General features: G+C 69.4%; 12 protein-coding genes. 5 read left to right on the forward strand and 7 right to left on the reverse strand.

The window, feature by feature from the left end; all coding sequences use genetic code 11:
• Positions 1-137: 137 nt before the first annotated feature.
• On the reverse strand, positions 138-2,750 hold the full coding sequence (locus ABY42_RS17520) for a PAS domain-containing protein (protein ID WP_050460314.1): 2,613 nt from the start codon (positions 2,748-2,750) through the stop codon (positions 138-140).
• Positions 2,751-2,879: 129 nt separating this feature from the next.
• Complete coding sequence (locus ABY42_RS17525; RefSeq protein WP_004978241.1) at positions 2,880-4,496, reverse strand: long-chain-fatty-acid--CoA ligase; 1,617 nt, start codon at positions 4,494-4,496, stop codon at positions 2,880-2,882.
• 192 nt (positions 4,497-4,688) lie between these two features.
• Here ABY42_RS17525 and ABY42_RS17530 point away from each other — a divergent pair, with 192 nt between their 5' ends.
• The 3 genes from ABY42_RS17530 to ABY42_RS19925 all read left to right on the forward strand — a co-directional run bounded on the left by ABY42_RS17530 (position 4,689) and on the right by ABY42_RS19925 (position 7,459).
• Entirely contained in the window at positions 4,689-6,254 is a 1,566-nt protein-coding gene (locus ABY42_RS17530; protein WP_050460315.1) for a cobyric acid synthase, read from the forward strand.
• A 145-nt stretch (positions 6,255-6,399) separates the two neighbouring features.
• A complete protein-coding gene (locus ABY42_RS17535) occupies positions 6,400-7,056 on the forward strand; it encodes a lactate utilization protein (RefSeq protein WP_004978235.1) in 657 nt (218 codons plus the stop codon).
• 259 nt (positions 7,057-7,315) lie between these two features.
• Positions 7,316-7,459 (forward strand): HVO_A0556 family zinc finger protein, encoded by a 144-nt coding sequence (locus tag ABY42_RS19925; RefSeq protein ID WP_007276288.1) that lies wholly within the window; start codon positions 7,316-7,318, stop codon positions 7,457-7,459.
• 99 nt (positions 7,460-7,558) lie between these two features.
• Here ABY42_RS19925 and ABY42_RS17540 read toward each other — a convergent pair whose 3' ends face one another.
• Positions 7,559-8,815: an ABC transporter substrate-binding protein gene (locus ABY42_RS17540; RefSeq protein WP_050460316.1), complete on the reverse strand. Its 1,257-nt coding sequence runs from the start codon at positions 8,813-8,815 to the stop codon at positions 7,559-7,561.
• A 94-nt stretch (positions 8,816-8,909) separates the two neighbouring features.
• Here ABY42_RS17540 and ABY42_RS17545 point away from each other — a divergent pair, with 94 nt between their 5' ends.
• Positions 8,910-10,139, forward strand: a complete 1,230-nt coding sequence (locus ABY42_RS17545) for an ABC transporter substrate-binding protein (RefSeq protein WP_082220721.1) — start codon at positions 8,910-8,912, stop codon at positions 10,137-10,139.
• 108 nt (positions 10,140-10,247) lie between these two features.
• Here the strand turns inward: ABY42_RS17545 and hutH are convergent, their stop codons facing one another.
• Genes hutH through hutU form a run of 4 tightly spaced genes read right to left on the reverse strand, consistent with a single transcriptional unit; the run spans position 10,248 to position 15,813 of the window.
• Positions 10,248-11,834 (reverse strand): histidine ammonia-lyase, encoded by a 1,587-nt coding sequence (hutH, locus tag ABY42_RS17550; RefSeq protein ID WP_004978227.1) that lies wholly within the window; start codon positions 11,832-11,834, stop codon positions 10,248-10,250.
• Complete coding sequence (gene hutI, locus ABY42_RS17555; protein WP_050460317.1) at positions 11,827-13,065, reverse strand: imidazolonepropionase; 1,239 nt, start codon at positions 13,063-13,065, stop codon at positions 11,827-11,829. Before hutI ends, hutH begins: the two co-directional genes overlap by 8 nt.
• Entirely contained in the window at positions 13,058-14,008 is a 951-nt protein-coding gene (gene hutG / locus ABY42_RS17560; protein WP_050460318.1) for a formimidoylglutamase, read from the reverse strand. Before hutG ends, hutI begins: the two co-directional genes overlap by 8 nt.
• Positions 14,005-15,813 (reverse strand): urocanate hydratase, encoded by a 1,809-nt coding sequence (gene hutU / locus ABY42_RS17565; protein WP_050460319.1) that lies wholly within the window; start codon positions 15,811-15,813, stop codon positions 14,005-14,007. The genes hutG and hutU overlap by 4 nt, the downstream gene beginning before the upstream one ends.
• An 87-nt stretch (positions 15,814-15,900) precedes the next feature.
• On the opposite strand from hutU, the gene ABY42_RS17570 reads away from it, so the two are divergent.
• Positions 15,901-16,551, forward strand: coding sequence for a helix-turn-helix domain-containing protein (locus tag ABY42_RS17570; RefSeq protein WP_004978217.1), 651 nt, complete (start codon positions 15,901-15,903; stop codon positions 16,549-16,551).
• Positions 16,552-16,555 lie beyond the last annotated feature (4 nt).

Below are 16,555 nucleotides of genomic sequence, written 5' to 3' on the forward strand. Positions count from 1 at the left end.
GGTCGCTCGGTGAGAGGTCGAAGCTCAGTCGAGGACCGGGTCGAGCACAGCGGGGCGCGAGGCCGACACGGGGGCCGTCCTCTCGGCGAGAGCTCCATCGAGGTGGTTCCCGTCCTCGGCGACGAGAATCGTGTGCGTCATTCGTCGAGGGCTCCCGAATCAGTCGCCGTCGATCGCTCCGACGGCGTCACGAACTCGAACCGCGCACCACCCTCGGCCGACTCGGCGAGCGAGACGGACCAGCCGTGGGCGTCGGCGATGTCGCGGACGATGGCGAGGCCGTAGCCGGTGCCCCGCGGCGTCGTGGTGTAGCCGTGGTCGAAAACGCGTTCGCGTATCTCCTCGGGAATGCCGACGCCGTTGTCGGCGACGTAGAACCCGGACCGGTCGTCGAGCGCGCCGACGCGGACGGCGAGCGGGTCGTCGGGGGGACGGGCGTGTTCGACGGAATTCCGAAACAGGTTCTCGAAGAGCCTGAGCAGGCGGCCGTCGTCGCCCTCGACGACGAACAGTTCCCCGCGGACGAGCGTCGCGTCGCCGGTGTCGACGAAGCGCCACGCGTGGTCGACGACGCGGGCGAGGTCGACGGATTTGGCGTCGACCACGGGCGTCCGCTGGCGAGCGAGGTCGAGCACCTCCTCGACCAGTTCGGACATCCGCTCGACCGCGTTGGCGGCGCGTTCGAGGTGCGCCCGCTCGCCCGACTCAATCCCGAGGTCGAGGTAGCCGGTGGCGACCGCGAGCGGGTTTCGGAGGTCGTGGGCGACGATAGAGACGAAATCGTCGAGTCGCTCGTTGGCGGCGGCGAGGTCCGCCTCGCGGTTGCGGAGTTCCTGTTCGCGGACGGTTCCCGAGAGCGCGGTGGCGACCGTCGAGCCGAAGAGCTCGAACAGGTCAACGTCCACGTCGAGGAACGCGTCGGCGTCGGTCGCGACGACGAGGAGACCGTGGCTCCCGAGCGGGACGCGGAGGACAGACGCCGCGTCCGACTCGGGGGGAAGGAGCCGGTCATCCACGGCCGCGGAGTCGACTCGGGTGACCGCGTCCGACTCGGGGCCGCCCGGGACGGTCTCGATTCGAACCGTCGACTCGAACCCGTCGCCTGTCGAGGCGGCCGGCGACAGTCCCCCGCCGTCGTCGGCGAGCCAGATGGCTGCCTCGGCGCCGGGGACGAGTTCGGGGACGGCCTCGACCGCCAGCGCCGCGACCTCCTCGACGCTCTCGGTGAGAATGAGGTCCCTCGTGACCGCCTGTAGCGACCGGAGACCGTCCTCCAACCGCGCGCGGTCGGTGACGTCGATGGCGACGCCGAGGAGCTTCGACACCTCGCCGTCGTCGTCGAAGACAGGGCGGTACCACACGTCGTAGACCGCGCCGTGGTACTCGACTCGGGTGTCGACCGCCTCGCCAGACAGCCCGCGAGCGATGGCGTCGGTGGCCGCGGGCGTGTCGTCGTACAGTTCGAAGGCGGACCGGCCGACCACCTCGCCGGGGTCGCGGCCGAGCGACTCCAGACCGGCCCCTTCGGACATGGTGAACACGCCCTCTGAGTCGAACGCCGAGAGGATGATCGGCAGGTTCTGCAACACGGTTTCGAGGCGCTGGTTGGTCGATTCGAGGGCGTGGAGGTAGCGCTTCCGCGTCGTCACGTCGCGGAAGTAGACCGACAGGCCCGACGGCGAGGGATACGCCCGGACCTCGAACCAGCCGTCGTAGACCTCGGAGAAGGTCTCGAACGTCACCGGCTCTTGGGTCCGCATCGCCTCGTGGTAGTTGTCGAACAGTTCGGTGTCGACGACCGACGGGTACAGGTCCCAGATGCGCTCGCCGAGTTCGGGCTCGCGAACCTCGCTGAAGATGGTCTTCGCGCGGTCGTTGAAGTAGACGAAGCGCCAGTCGGTGTCGAGGGCGAAGAAGGCGTCCGTCATGCGTTCGAGGAGTTCGCCGCGCTGGTTGGTGGCGACCTCGCGGTCGGTCACGTCCCGCGGGATGCCGACGACGCCGATGGCCTTCTCGCCGTCGACGGCCGGAGAGAGCTGGAGTTCGAACAGCCGCGGGTCGCCCTCGGCGTCGACGAACCGAACGTCGAGGCGTTCGGTGACGCCCTCCGAGAGAACCCGCGAGACGGCGTCGCGGTACCGCTCGTACTCGCCCGCGGGGAACAGGCCGGCGTCGACGAGCGACTCGAACTGCTCGCCGCGGAGCGTCTCGGAGGCGCGCCCGGTTATCTCCTCGATTCTGGGGTTCACGTACTCGACGCGACTTCGGTCGTCGAGGACGAACGCGCCGTCTTCCATCGCCTCGACGATGACGCGGTGACTCCGAGTGACGGGGCGGGAGTCGCCGGTGTCCGGGTCCACGAGCGACCGAACCGACGCGACGAGTGCCGCGTGGGAGTCGTCGGCGTCGTCGCGGATCAGGTAGTCGTCGACGCCGAGCGAGACGGCGCGAGCGGCGAACGCCTCGTCGCCCGCGGCGGCGTAGACGACGACCGGAAACTCGGCGCGGGAGCCGTCGCGGGAGACGAGCGCGTCCAGTTCGAGTCCGTCGGGGAGGTCGGCGGCGGCGACGAGACAGGAGACGGTGCGGTCGTCGAGCGCCGACCGCACGGCGTCGACGCTCTCGGCGCGCGTGACCGGGCGCTCGAAGGCGTCCCGAAGCGCCGAGACGACCGCATCGGAGGCAGCGCCGTCGGCCGCGACGTAGAGAATCGCGCCGGCGGAGGTGCCTCCTGAACTCGGAGAAAACATGTTAGATACGAGATACTCGGTGAGCCAATAATATCTTGCGGGCGAAGCGGCCGACTCACCGGGAGACGAGCGTCGAAACGGGTCGGGGGAGCCGCTGAGTCAGGGGTCGCCGGGGGGTCGGGTCGCCGCCTACCCCTGTCCGACCATCCGCTCCTCGTCGTCCCACTCGCGCTTGCGGAGTTCGTACTTCTGAATCTTACCGGTCGCCGTCTTGGGAATCTCCTCGACGAACTCGAACTCGCGGATGGCCTTGTAGCCGGCGAGGCGGTCGCGGGTGTACTCGCTCAGTTCCTCGGCGGTGACGCCGGGGTTCTCCACGTCGCCGTTCGCGGGGACGACGAACGCCTTCGGCGTCTCACCCCACTTCTCGGACGGCGCGGGGATGACCGCCACGTCGCCGACGGCGTCGTGGTCGAACAGCGTGTCCTCCAGTTCGACCGAGGAGATGTTCTCGCCGCCGGAGATGATGATGTCCTTCTTGCGGTCCTGAATCGCTATCATGCCGTCCTCGTTGACGACCGCGAGGTCGCCGGTGTGATACCAGCCTTCGAGGCGGTCGTTGAAGGCGTCGTGGGTCTCGTCGGGCTTGTTCCAGTACTTCTCCATCACCTGATTGCCGCGGACGACCACCTCGCCGATGGTGGCGTCGTCGCGCGGGACCCGTTCGCCGTCCTCGTCGACGACGCGCAGGTCGGTCCCGAGCGGGGCGACGCCCTGCCGCTGTTTGAGCGAGAACCGAAGCCCCCCCTCGTCGGGGATGAGTCGGTTCGCGTCCGAGGTGGCGATGAGCGGGCCGGTCTCGGTCGCGCCGTAGAGCTGGGTGAACTCCCAGCCGAACTCGGATTCGGTGTGGCGAATCGTCGCGCTCGGCGCGGCGCTGCCGGCGGCGGTCACGCGAACCGGGTTGTCGCCGGCGTACGCGGGGTCGTGTTCCTCGGCGTACTCCCGCAGAATCGACAGCACCGTCGGCGCACAACAGAAAAAGGACACGTCCTCGGTGGCGATGGCGTCGAACACCTGCTCGGCGTCGACCCCGCGGGTGCAGACGTGTTTCGCGCCGCGGCCGGTGACGGCGTAGATGTGGCCCCAGCCGTTGACGTGGAACATCGGGAGCGTCCAGAGGTAGACGTCGTCGTCGGCGATGTGGTGGTGAATCGTCACCAGTTGGGCGTGGAGCGACTCGGTGCGGTGGGTGCGGCAGACGCCCTTCGGGTCGCCGGTCGTCCCCGAGGTGTAGTTGATGGTGATGAGTTCGTCCTCGGACATCTCGGGGCGCTCGTAGTCGTCGGCGTCGGCCTCGTCGAGGAACGCCTCGAAGTCGAGCCAGTCGCCGTCGACGGCGGCGGGGTCGTTCGTCACGAACACCTCGGCGGGCACGTCGTCGCGGACGGCCTCGATTTTGCCCGCGTACTGGTAGTCGGCGTAGACCACGCTCGCGCCGGAGTCCGAAAGCAGGTACTCGTAGTCCTCGGTCGTGAGCCGGTAGTTCAGCGGGACGTGGAGCGCGCCGCACTGCATCGCGCCGAAGGCCGCTTCGAGGTGGCAGTGCGTGTTGGGGTCGAGCACCGCGACCCGGTCGCCCTTCTCGACGCCGCGGGATTGGAGCGCCGCCGAAAACCTGTCCACCCGCTCGCCGAACTCCGCGTAGGTGAAGCGCTCCCCGTCGACGCCGACGACAGCCTCGTAATCGCCGTAGTACGTCCGGGCCCGGTCGAGGAAGTCCGTCACGAGTAACTGTTTCTTCATTCATGATAGACCGAGCGGGCGAGCGAACTAAACGCACCACTTCCGGCAACATTTCACAGAATCGACGTGACCACCACAGTATGGCGGGGAACGTCGTCGGGGCGTTCGAAGACGCCGTCGGTCGCGGTATGGGGCCGCCCTCCCGCGCCCGAAACGAACACCTTTGAACCGCGCGGCCCTGACTCCCGGCAGATGACGACGCCGACCCTCCTCGTCGCGGGGACCGCGAGCCACGTGGGCAAGAGCACCGTCGCGGCCGGGCTCTGTCGCCTGTTCGCCGACCGCGGCCTCTCTGTCGCGCCGTTCAAGGCGCAGAACATGAGCAACAACGCCCGGGCGGTCGCCACCGCCGACGGCGACGACTTCGGCGAAATCGGCGTCTCGCAGTACGTGCAGGCCCGCGCCGCGCGGGTCGCGCCGACGACCGACCACAATCCGGTCCTGCTCAAGCCCCACGGCGACGGCACGTCGCAACTGGTCGTCCACGGTCGGGCGGTCGGCCTCAACTCCGCGGGCGACTACTACGCGACCCACTGGGAGGACGCCCGCAACGCGGCGGTCGAATCGCACCGTCGGCTGGCGGCCGAGGCGGACGTGGTCGTCGCCGAGGGGGCCGGCTCCATCGCCGAGATAAACCTCCACGACCGCGACTTGGCGAACATCGAGACCGCCCGCTTCGCCGACGCCGACATCCTCATCGCGGCTGACATCGAGCGCGGCGGGGTCTTCGCCAGCCTGCTGGGGACGCTCGAACTCCTGCCCGAAGACGTGCGCGAGCGGGTCGTCGGCGCGGTCATCACGAAGTTCCGCGGCGACCCGAGCCTCCTCGAACCGGGGCTCGACGAAATCGAGGAGCGGACCGGCGTGCCCGTCCTCGGCGTGCTTCCCTACGACGACCCCGGTCTCCCGGAAGAAGACAGCCTCGCGCTCCCCGCGGAAGGCGAGCGCGCCACCGTCGGCGACGACGACGGCGTCGCGGCCGAGCGCGCCGTCACAATCGGCGTGCCGCGACTCCCGCGCATCTCGAACGCCACGGACTTCGGCCCGCTGGCCGAGACGCCGGGCGTCCGGGTCGCCTACCTCCCGCTCGACGCGACGCTCGACGGCATCGACGGGGTAGTCCTCCCCGGCAGCAAGAACACGGTCGACGACCTGCTCGCGCTCCGCGACGCCGGCTTCGGCGACGAACTCGCCGCCTTCGACGGCCCGGTCGTCGGCATCTGCGGCGGCTACCAACTGCTCGGCGAGACCATCGAGAACGCCGACATCGAGGGGGCGGCGGCCGACGAGACGGTCGAAGGGTTCGGCCTGCTGCCGATAGTCACGCGCTTTTCCCGCGACAAGCGGGTCGAACCCGTCTCCGTCGAGTTCGACGGCGCGGGACCCTTGGCCGGCGCGACGGGAGCTATCGACGGCTACGAGATACACATGGGCGACAGCCGAATCGTCGGCGACGCGACCCCGGTTTCGGGCGACGGCGCGGCGCTCGGACGGGTCGCGGGGACGTACATTCACGACCTGTTCGCCAACGACTCGCCGCGGAACGCGTTCGTGGACGCCGTGTACGAGTCCGCCGGGCGCGACCGTCCGGCGACGCGAGCGGCGGGCGCGACAGGGGGAAAACGAGCGGAGACAGCGGGAACGCCCGAGGCCGACGCGGACGCCGGCGCGTCGGGCGACCCCTACGACCGCGCCGCCGCGCTCGTCGCCGACAACCTGGACGTGGCGGCGCTCTGCGACGCGCTCGGACTGGAGTAGCGGAGTGACCAAACCGCGACCCGTCGCGGCGGGGGCGGTAACACGACCGTAACCACCTGACACCGCCGTCAGCGAGCGTTTAACACCCGTTAGCCGCTACACTCGGGCGTCGGAGTACCCACCGGCTCCACCACCACACTCACACATGTCTCAGCAGAAATCCGACTACGCAGACGACGCCGATATCGACGCCGAACTCGACCAGCTCCCCGACGACGAGGTCGTCGAAGCGACCGTCGAGAACCTCGAAGCGAGCGGGTTCGACGTCGTCGTCGTCGACACGGCCGACGAGGCGCTCGAAACCCTGCAGTCGCACATCCCCGCGGGCGTCTCCGTGATGAACGGTCACTCGACCACTCTCGAAGAGATCGGGTTCGACGACTACCTGAGCGAGGGCGACCACGAGTGGGAGAGCCTGCCGGACCAGATTTGGAGCATCGACGACGACGCGGAGCGACAGGCCGCCCGCCGCGACTCCCAGACCGCCGACTACTTCCTCGGCGGCATCAACGCCATCGCCCAGACGGGCGAACTCGTCGCCGCGGACCTCTCGGGCAGTCGCATCGGCGCGTACCCCTTCGCCGCCAGCAACGTCGTCATCGTCAGCGGCGTCAACAAAATCGTGCCGACGCTCGACGACGCGCTCGACCGCCTCGAATCCGTCGCGTACCCCCTCGAAAACGAGCGCGCGAAGGAGGCCTACGGCGTCGAGTCGATGATTGCGAAGCAGCTCATCTTCCGACAGGAAGTCGAAGAGGGCCGCACCACCGTCGTCCTCATCCGCGAGCAACTGGGCTACTAAGTCCGACTCGCCTCCCCCCTCGACGCGTTCCCACGCTCCTCCGGGGAGCTTCCTGCGCCCGGACAATCCATCACCACCACCACCTCACCGGGCATCCCACCACCGTTCCCCCGGAACCCACGTTTTGCGGTCCCACGCCCCGAGTCGCGACTGTCGCCGACAAAACGACGGTTCGAACCGAACAGTTCTCGGGAGTGTCACGGACCGCGATATATCGAACCGGAGAAATGTTCTTACGACTGGAGCCGAATCGTCGGATATGCCCGAATCCGCGTACCTGCTCGATTCGTTCGACGAAGAGGACTGCACCTACTGCGACGGCGACCTCGTGACTGGGAGCTACAAAGACAACGACGCCATCGTCTGCGACGACTGCGGGACGCCGGCCGTCCAGCTCTGGTAGGCGGACGAGCCACCGTGGAGGCGAGCGGGCCGAGCGGGTCGAACGAGCCACCCGCCAGCGCCGAGTGGCGAGAGAAACGGCCGGGGAAAACCGGCCGGCTCAGTTACCGGTGACGATGTCGGCGACGCGCTGCCTGTCGAATAGCCGCTCTTCTTCGGGAATCTCGGGGTACGCACCGCCGGTGTACTCCGGCCACGCGCCGAAGCGGTCGGGATAGAGCTGTTTCGCGGTCATCTCCAACTGGAACAAGTTCATAATCGGCCCCTGTACCGGCGTGCCCGAGGGGAAGACGCGGTCGTTCCGGACCGCGCTGAGTTCGCTCCCGACGGGGTGGTCTTCGAGAGTCTCGCGAGTCGACGCCACGTCGTAGTACGAGTCGATACCGTAGCTGTGGAGCAACACGTCGGGGTCGATTTCCAGCATCGTCTCGAAGTCGTAGGAGGTCTCGAACGTCACGTCTCCGGCCGCGAAGGCGTCGGTGACGCCGAGCGGACGGATGTGCGAGGTGGCGAAGCCGGGAACGTTGATTTTCGAGGGGTAGAACGTCTCGTCCATGTAGATGACGACGCCGACCGTCGGGCGCTCCGACTCGGGCGGGAGGTCCGATTGAATCGTGTCGAGGAGGTCGCTGTGGACCGACTCGAGCGCCGCGTAGCGGTCTTCCTCTCGGAACACCTGCCCGACGTTCTCCACGATTTCCCAGAGCGTGTAGTACTGGTAGTCGGCGGCGTACGGCTCGGGCGGTTGGGCGTGCGTGCGGCTGTAGGCGTTGCCGAACCACGGGCCGACCTGCTCGCGAATCTCCTCGACGTCCGACTGGTCCCAGCCGTCGAAGCTGGCCACGAGCGCCGGGTCGACGAGGTGGAGGTCGGAGTCCAGTTCGTAGACGAGTTCCTTGTCGATGTTGACGCTCCCGGACCCGGAGTTGAGTTGCGCGAGCTCGCTCCGGTCGAACGAGACGCCGTCGAGGCGCTCGTAGTAGGCGTCGAGCGTCCGGCCGCCGGCGTCGCTGTCGAAGCCGAGAGAGTTCACCGCGTCGCCGTGGCCGAAGGCGACCGCCGCGTCGGCGTAAACGAGGTTGTACACCATCACGTCCGCCGGAACCGACTCGAACGTCACGTCGCCCGCCGGCGACATCGACACCGTGTACCCGGCCTGTTCGGCCTCGGTCTCTGCCTCGGGAGACGCTTCGGTCGTGGCCTCCGTCGCCGCGGCCGTCTCGGTCGCGTCCGTCGCTGATTCCGCGTCGTTCTGCCCGGCACAGCCGGCCAGCAAGCCGCCCGCGAGAAGCGCGCCGCCGCCCTTGAGGTACGCTCGGCGCGTGCGCGCCGCCCGGTCGACGAGGTCTTGGTCCATGGTTTTAGCCACTCCCAAACGGATAAATCCGTTTCGGAATTTCGGCCGGCCTAAATCGGTACGCCTATATGTATTAGGCAGGCCTAAAAGTACGATGGCAGACAGCGACGGACCAACGCGCAGGAAGTTCTTGACCTACGGCGGTTCGGTCGCCGCCGGCGGACTGCTCGCCGGCTGTACCGGTTCGTCCGAGTCGGACGCGACCACGACCGGCGCGACCGCGACGGAGACCGCCGCGACCGAATCGACGGCGACCGAGTCGACCGCGGAATCGACGGCCGAGGCGGACTCGTACACGGTGTCGATGGCCCCGATGGGCGAGGTGACGTTCGAATCGGTCCCCGAGAGCATCTTCACGCGGCTGACCCACCACGCGGGGATGGCGTTCGCCCTCGGCCACGGCGACGCCGTCAACTCGATGCACGCCCCGGACTACTACGACGCGCTGTGGAACCAGTTCACGCCGCGGCTCCCCGGCGTCGAACTCGACTGGACCGGCCTGTACTCGTCGTGGGAGCCGTCGAAAGAGCGGCTCTACGAACTCGACAGCGACGTGCACCTCGCGGACCCCGCCAGCGTCTCGGCGCTCGGCAGTTGGAGCCAAGACGACCTCGACGAAATCGAGGAGAACGTCAGTCCGTGGTTCGGCAACAGCTTCAGCGCGCGGCATCAAGCGCCGCCGACCGAGTGGACCGACGCCTACGAGTACTACGGCCTCTGGGAGATATTCGCCAAGGTCGCGCAGGTGCTGCAGGAGGAAGCGAAGTACGAGGCGCTCACTACGGTCCGCGAGGAACTGCTCGCGGGGATTGCGGCGGACCTCCCCGCGGAAGAGGACCGCCCGACCGCCGTGCTCCTCGGCCCGAGCGACCTGGAGTCCATCTACGCCTACAACCTGAGCACGCCGGGCTTCCTGACCGCCCACACCCGCCCGCTGAGGCCGGTCAGCGCGTTCGGCGACGACGTTGAATCCGGCTCGACCGTCGACTTCGAGACGCTCCTCGAAGCCGACCCCGACGTGATTCTCACGCTCGGCGGGATGCACCCGAACACGAGCATGCCCGACATCCGGACGGGCTTCCAGGACGACCCCGTCGGAGCCGAGATTTCGGCCGTGAAGAACGACCGCATCTACGCGCAGGGCGGCCGCTACCAGGGACCGATACTCAATCTGTTCCAGTTGGAGATGACCGCGAAACAGCTCTACCCCGACCAGTTCGGCGCGTGGCCCCAGTACAGCGAGGGGCCGTACCCCGAGATTCCCGAGGAGGAACAGCTGTTCGACCGGCAGCGCGTCGCCGACATCGTCAACGGGAACCTCTGAGTCGGCAACCGCGGCGAGCGCCGGGCGTGTCACCGGCGACGCGATGGCTGTTTTTTGCAGTCGGGGGCGACGGTCACTCACCGCCTCCCGATGGTGGGTTCGGACGAATCAGCCGGAGAGCCCGGCGTCCTCGATGGCCGCGCGAATCGCGCCGAACCGGACGAGGTCGGCCGCCGTCTCCAGTTCGCCGTCGAGTCGGCGGTCCTCGTCGAGCGGCGGAACCACGGACCGAATCGCGTCGCGGACGGCCCCCGTTCCGGTCCCGAGTTCGAGGCCCTCGTCGAGGAACTCCGCGGCCTGGGAGCCACAGAGGAGTTCGACGCCGACGATGGTCGCGACGTTCTCGGCGACCGTGCGGGCGTTGAGGGCGCTCTGGCCGCTCATGCTCACGTGGTCTTCCTGCCCGCCGCTGACGGGCGTCGAGTCGATGGAGGGGCGACCGAGCGACCGACACTCGTTGAGCAGCGCCGCGGCGGTGTACTGCGCAATCATGTAACCCGACCGGAGCCCGCTGCGCTCGGTCAGGAACGGCGGGAGGTACGACTCCTGTACGTCCGGGTTGAGCATCCGGTCGGTCCGGCGCTCGGAGATGGCCGCGAGTTCCGTCAGCGCGCCGGCGGCGTAGTCGAGGCGGAGCGCCAGCGGTTCGCCGTGGAAGTTGCCGGCGGAGACGACGGCGGCCACGTCGGTGCCGGGCGCGCGCTCGTCCACCGCGCCCGCCGGGAAGACGAGCGGGTTGTCGGTGACGCTGTTGAGTTCGACTTCGACGGCCTCGCGGAGGTGCGAGACGGCGTCTCTGACCGCGCCGTGGACCTGCGGGAGACAGCGAATCGAGTAGGCGTCCTGCACGCGCTCGCAGTCCTTGTGCGATTCGAGGACGGTCGAACCGGCGGTGAGGCGGCGAATCGCCGCCGCGCTCTCCTGCTGACCGGGATGGGGACGAACGTCGTGGATGGCGGGGTCGCAGTTCGCCGTCGTCCCCATCGTCACCTCGGTCGCGAGCGCGCCCGCGGCGTCGGCGGCCTCGACGGTTCGCTCGGCGTCGACCACGAACAGCGCGGCGAGGCCGACCGTCAGTTGCGTCCCGTTGATGAGCGCGAGGCCCTCCTTCGAGGCGAGCGTCACCGGCTCCAGACCGACCGCTTGCAGGGCTTCGTCGCCCGGGAGTCGCTCGCCGTCGACGCGGGCTTCGCCCTCCCCGATGAGGACGAGCGCCATGTGCGCGAGGGGCGCGAGGTCGCCGCTCGCGCCGAGGCTCCCGCGGGAGCGGACGACCGGCTGGACGCCCTCGTTGAGCATCGAGACGAGCAGGTCGACGACCGAGGGTCGGATGCCCGAAAAGCCCTTGGCGAGCGTGTTGGCCCGGCTGACCATCATCGACCGGACCTCCTCGCGGGAGAGTTCGCGGCCCGCGCCGGCGGCGTGGCTGCGGACGAGGTTCGTCTGGAGGCGCTCGATGTCCTCGCGGTCGATGTGGGTCTCCACGAGGTGGCCGAAACCGGTGTTGACGCCGTAGACCGGTTCGCCGGAGTCGAGGACGGACTCGACGCGCTCGCGCGACTCGCGCATCCGCTCTCGCGACTCGGCGGCGAGTTCGACGGGTGCGTCGTGGCGTGAAACGGCGGCCACGTCCTCCGGCGTCAGCGACTCGCCGTCGAGGACGACCGAATCGGGGAGGCCTGTGCGGTCACCCACGGACGACCACCCCCGATTTCAGCACGGTCGAAACGGGGTTCGTGTCGAACCGGTACGAGAGGTGCGACGCGGTCGGCACGTCGAGCACGACGGCGTCGGCGGGAGCCCCGGCGCGGAGCGTGCCCGTGCCGTCGTCGCGGTCGAGCGCGCCCGCGGCGGCGCTCGTGACGCCGCGGATGGCCTCGTGTGGAGTCATTCGCATTCCGACGCTGGCGAGCGTGGCGACGAATCCCATGCTTCGAGAGAAGCAGTTCGGGTTGAAATCGGTGGCGAGCGCGACCTCGTGGCCCGCGTCGAGGAAGGCGCGGGCGTCGGCGTAGTCGGCACCGAGGCCGAACGCCGTGCCCGGGAGCATCACGGGCGCGACGCCGGCTTCGACCAGCGTCTCGCGGCCCCCGCCGTCGGTGTGAAGCAGGTGGTCCGCGCTGGCCGCGCCGACCGCGGCCGCCACGTCGGTGCCGCCGATGGCGGCGAACTCGTCGGCGTGAATCTTCGGCGTGAGGCCGTGGTCGCGGCCCGCCTCCAGAATCCGACGGGACTGCTCGGCGGTGAACACGCCGCGCTCGCAGAACACGTCGCAGAACTCCGCGATGCCCTGTTCGGCGACCGCGGGGAGTTGGTCGGCGACGACCGACTTGGTGTACTCCTCGGTGTCCACGCCGCGCTGGACGGCGTGCGCGCCCATGAACGTCGGAACCACGTCCACCGGGTGGTCCGAACCGGCCGCGTCGATAGCCGAAAGCATCCGCAGTTCGGTCTCGGTGTCGAGGCCGTAGCCGCTCTTGACCTCGACCGTGGTCGTCCCGTGGGCGAGCATCGCGTCGAGGTGTTCCGTGAGGTTCGCCGCCAACTCCTCGTCGGAGGCTTCTCGGACCGCGTCGACGGTGCGGAGGATGCCGCCGCCGTCGGCGAGAATCTCCTCGTAGGTCGCGCCGCGTAGCTTCGCCACGAACTCGTCGGAGCGGTCGCCGGCGAACAGCGCGTGGGTGTGGGGGTCGACGAAGCCCGGCAGGACCGTCTTGCCGGTCGCGTCGACGGCGGTGTCGGCGTCGGCGAGCGGGTAGTCCGCGAGCACTTCGTCTGTCGCCCCGACGGCGACTACCTCGCCGTCGAGCGCGGCGAACGCGGCGTCTTCGAGGACGACGACGCCGGTTCCCTCGTCGGGGCCGACGACCAGTTCGGCCGCGTCGTGGACGACCGTGAGGCCGGCCGTGGAACCCGCGTCAGTCACGCGACGTCACCCCCGCGAGGAAGTGGGCGACCGCACGGGCGGCCGCGCCGACGGTTCGACCGTCCTCGTCGTCCAGCGGCGGCGCGCACTCCACGACCTCGAAGCCGACGACGCGGGGGTCGGCCGCGACGCGGCGGAGCATCGAGAACAGTTCGCGGGTGGTGACGCCGCCGGGGGTCGGCGCGCTCGCGCCCGGCGCGGCCGTCTGGTCCAGCACGTCCACGTCGAGGCTGACGAAGACGCGGTCGCAAGCGGCGACGGCGTCGAGGGCGAAGTCGGCCGTCTCGACGGGGCCGCGACCGACCTCGTCGGCGGTGAGGATGGTGCCGCCCGAGTCGCGCAGAAAGTCGGCGTAGGCGGTCGAAGTCTCGAAGTGGCGCGCGCCGACCACGGCGAGGCGGTCGAGACCGGCGTCGAACAGCTGGCGGTAGGGCGTCCCGCTCGTCGGGCCGTCGGCGGGGTCGCGGCAGTCGAGGTGGGCGTCGAAGCTCACGACCCCGACCGAGTCGTCGCCGCCGAGAAGCGGCGTGACGTTCCCGACCGTCAGGGAGTTGTCGCCGCCGAGGAAGACCGGGAGCGCGCCGCGCTCGTAGACGGCCGCGGCCTCGTCGGCGACGACGGCCTGCACGTCCGCGACGTGGTTCTCGGGGTCGTCCGCGTCGTTGTACGCCTCGACCGGGAGGTCGCCGAGGTCGGCGACGCCGGCGACCGGCCCCTCGTCGAAGTGGTGGGTCTTGACGCCGGCGAGGGCGCGCCGAATCGCGGCGGGGCCCTCGCGGGCACCGCGCCGGCCGATGACGGCCCCGTCGTAGGGTTCGCCCACGAGGACGGCGCGGAAGTCGCCCACGTCCTCGATTTCGGTCGGACGGACGACGTGGCCGAACTGCTCGTCGTTCGGGTCCGACGACGTCCCCTCCCACGCGGGTGGGTCGGTTCGGCTCATTCGTCACCTCGGTCGGTGGATTCGCCGGTCTCGGTCACGTGGCCGCCGTCTTCGGCCGCGCGGTCGGCTGCGTCGTGGTCCCGCATCGGGATTCGGACGTTCGACCGGGTCGCCTCGTCCAGCGCGTCCTCGTAGCCGGCGTCGGCGTGGCGGATGACGCCCATGCCGGGGTCGGTCGTGAAGACGGCGCGGGCCTTCTTCGCCGCGAGGTCCGAGCCGTCGAGGACGACGTGGTTGTTCGTGTGCAGCGAGTTGCCGATGCCGACGCCGCCGCCGTCGTGGACGCTCACGATGTCCGCGCCCGCGGCGGTGTTGAGAAGCGCGTTCAGGATGGGCCAGTCGGCGACCGCGTCGGTGCCGTCGCGCATCGCCTCGGTCTCGCGGTACGGGCTGGCGACCGACCCGGCGTCGAGGTGGTCTCGGGTGACGACGACTGGCGCGGAAACCTCGCCCGAGGCGACGAGGTCGTTGATTTTCAGGGCGAAGCGGGCGCGCTCCGTGAGCCCCTCGTCGTCGGTGGTGTAACCGAGCCAGCAGACGCGCGAGGGGAGCCCCTGGAACGACACCTGCTCCTGTGCGAGGTCTATCCAGCGCATGAGCGACTCGTGTTCGGGGAACAGCTCTCGAATCGCCTCGTCGGTGCGGTGGATGTCGGCGGGGTCGCCGGAGAGCGCGGCCCACCGGAACGGCCCGCGCCCGCGGCAGAACATCGGGCGGATGTACGCCGGGACGAAGCCCGGGAAGTCGAACGCGTGTTCCATCCCGCGGTGGTTCTGGACCTGCCCGCGGATGTTGTTGCCGTACTCGAAGGCGATTGCGCCCGCGTCCTGTAAATCGAGGATCGCCTGCACGTGGCGCTCCATCGTGTCGAGGCTCTCTTCGACGTACTTCTCGGGGTCGTCCTCGCGGAGTCGGTCGGCCTCCGCTGCGGTGTAGCCGCTCGGGTAGTAGCCTTCGAGTTCGTCGTGGGCGCTCGTCTGGTCCGTGACCACGTCCGGAATCTCGTCGCGCGCGAGCAGTTCTTCGAGCATGTCGGCGGCGTTCATCTCGACGCCCACGCTGTAGGGCTCGCCCGCCTCAATCGCGTCCTTGGCGTTTTCGAGCGCCTCGTCCAGCGAGTCGGCGGACTCCATCAGGTAGTCCGTCTCGACCCGGCGCTCGATGCGGTCGGCCTGCACCTCGGCGGCGATGCAGACCCCGTGGTTCATCGTCACCGCGAGGGGCTGTGCGCCGCTCATGCCGCCGAGACCGCCGGTGACGACGAGTTTGCCCCGCAGGTCGGCGTCGTAGTGCTGGCGGGCGAGCTCGGCCAGCGTCTCGTAGGTGCCCTGGATGATGCCCTGCGTGCCGATGTACGCCCACGACCCGGCGGTCATCTGGCCGTACATGATTTTCCCCTCGGCCTCCAGTTCGTGGAAGTGCTCCCAGTCGTCCCAGCGGCCGACGAGGTTGGAGTTGGCGATGAGGACGCGCGGGGCGCGCTCGTGGGTCGGGAACCGTCCGACCGGCTTGCCCGACTGGACGAGGAGCGTCTCGTCGTCGTCGAGGTCGCGGAGTTCGGCGAGGATGGCGTCGTAGGCGTCCCACGAGCGGGCGGCGCGGCCGGTCCCGCCGTAGACGACGAGGTCCTCGGGGCGCTCGGCCACCTCGGGGTCGAGGTTGTTGTTGAGCATCCGGAGCGCCGCCTCCTGTCGCCACCCCTTGCACTCGATGTCCGTCCCGGTGGGCGCGCCCCGATACGCGCGCCACTCGTCGCTCGGGTCGCCGAGCCGGTCCCGCCGTGCCGACGATTGCTGGTCGTGCATACCACAGACTTCGGGCGCGAGACGGGTAGCGATTCCCCCACCATGCGGTGCGTAGTTTATATGTACGCGCCGAACCACAGTCCGCGCATGTACGAGGCGAGCCTCCGAATCAGGGACGACAGCGCCTACGCGGCGGCGACGGCGGGCAACGCCGCGAGCGTCGAACTGTGGTGCAACGAGCACTGCGACATGCTCCACGTGAGCGGCGGGGTCGGAAGCGACGTGCTCGACCGCGTCGACGACACCGTCGGCGTGGCGGCGTCGGTCGAGCGCGGCGACGAACTCGTCGTCGTCACCGCCGACTGCCTCCGGGACCACGAGATAGACCACATCGAGGGCTACGTTCGGAAACACGGGCTACTGCTCGTCCCGCCGCTTCGATACCGCGACGGCGCGAAGGTCTGTCGCCTGCTCGCCGTCTCGGCCGACGACCTGACGGCGTGCTTCCGCGACCTCGTGGACAGCGGCTTCGACGTGAGCGTCGAGTCCAAGCGCGCGGTGTCGTTCGCCAGCGGGAGCGGGCCGCTTTTGGCACCCGCCGACGCGATGCCCGCGCTCACCGGCCGCCAGCGCGAGGCGCTGCGACTGGCCCACGCCGGCGGCTACTACGACCTCCCGCGCGGCATCGAGACCGCGACCATCGCCGACGAGATGGGCGTCTCGCGGCGCACCGCCGAGGAGCACCTGCGCCGGGCGGAGCGGAAAGTGATGGACTCGGTCGCGCAGTACGTGCTGTAGAGTC

The sequence above is a fragment of the Haloferax gibbonsii genome (assembly GCF_001190965.1).
In the GTDB taxonomy this organism is placed as follows: Archaea; Halobacteriota; Halobacteria; order Halobacteriales; family Haloferacaceae; genus Haloferax; species Haloferax gibbonsii.

Excerpts from the sequence above, each read along its gene's own strand:
- ABY42_RS17520 (WP_050460314.1), bottom strand. The coding sequence starts at position 2,750 with ATGTTTTCTCCGAGTTCAGGAGGCACCTCCGCCGGCGCGATTCTCTAC.
- ABY42_RS17525 (WP_004978241.1), bottom strand. The coding sequence starts at position 4,496 with ATGAAGAAACAGTTACTCGTGACGGACTTCCTCGACCGGGCCCGGACG.
- ABY42_RS17530 (WP_050460315.1), top strand. The coding sequence starts at position 4,689 with ATGACGACGCCGACCCTCCTCGTCGCGGGGACCGCGAGCCACGTGGGC.
- ABY42_RS17535 (WP_004978235.1), top strand. The coding sequence starts at position 6,400 with ATGTCTCAGCAGAAATCCGACTACGCAGACGACGCCGATATCGACGCC.
- ABY42_RS19925 (WP_007276288.1), top strand. The coding sequence starts at position 7,316 with ATGCCCGAATCCGCGTACCTGCTCGATTCGTTCGACGAAGAGGACTGC.
- ABY42_RS17540 (WP_050460316.1), bottom strand. The coding sequence starts at position 8,815 with ATGGACCAAGACCTCGTCGACCGGGCGGCGCGCACGCGCCGAGCGTAC.
- ABY42_RS17545 (WP_082220721.1), top strand. The coding sequence starts at position 8,910 with ATGGCAGACAGCGACGGACCAACGCGCAGGAAGTTCTTGACCTACGGC.
- hutG (WP_050460318.1), bottom strand. The coding sequence starts at position 14,008 with ATGAGCCGAACCGACCCACCCGCGTGGGAGGGGACGTCGTCGGACCCG.
- hutU (WP_050460319.1), bottom strand. The coding sequence starts at position 15,813 with ATGCACGACCAGCAATCGTCGGCACGGCGGGACCGGCTCGGCGACCCG.
- ABY42_RS17570 (WP_004978217.1), top strand. The coding sequence starts at position 15,901 with ATGTACGAGGCGAGCCTCCGAATCAGGGACGACAGCGCCTACGCGGCG.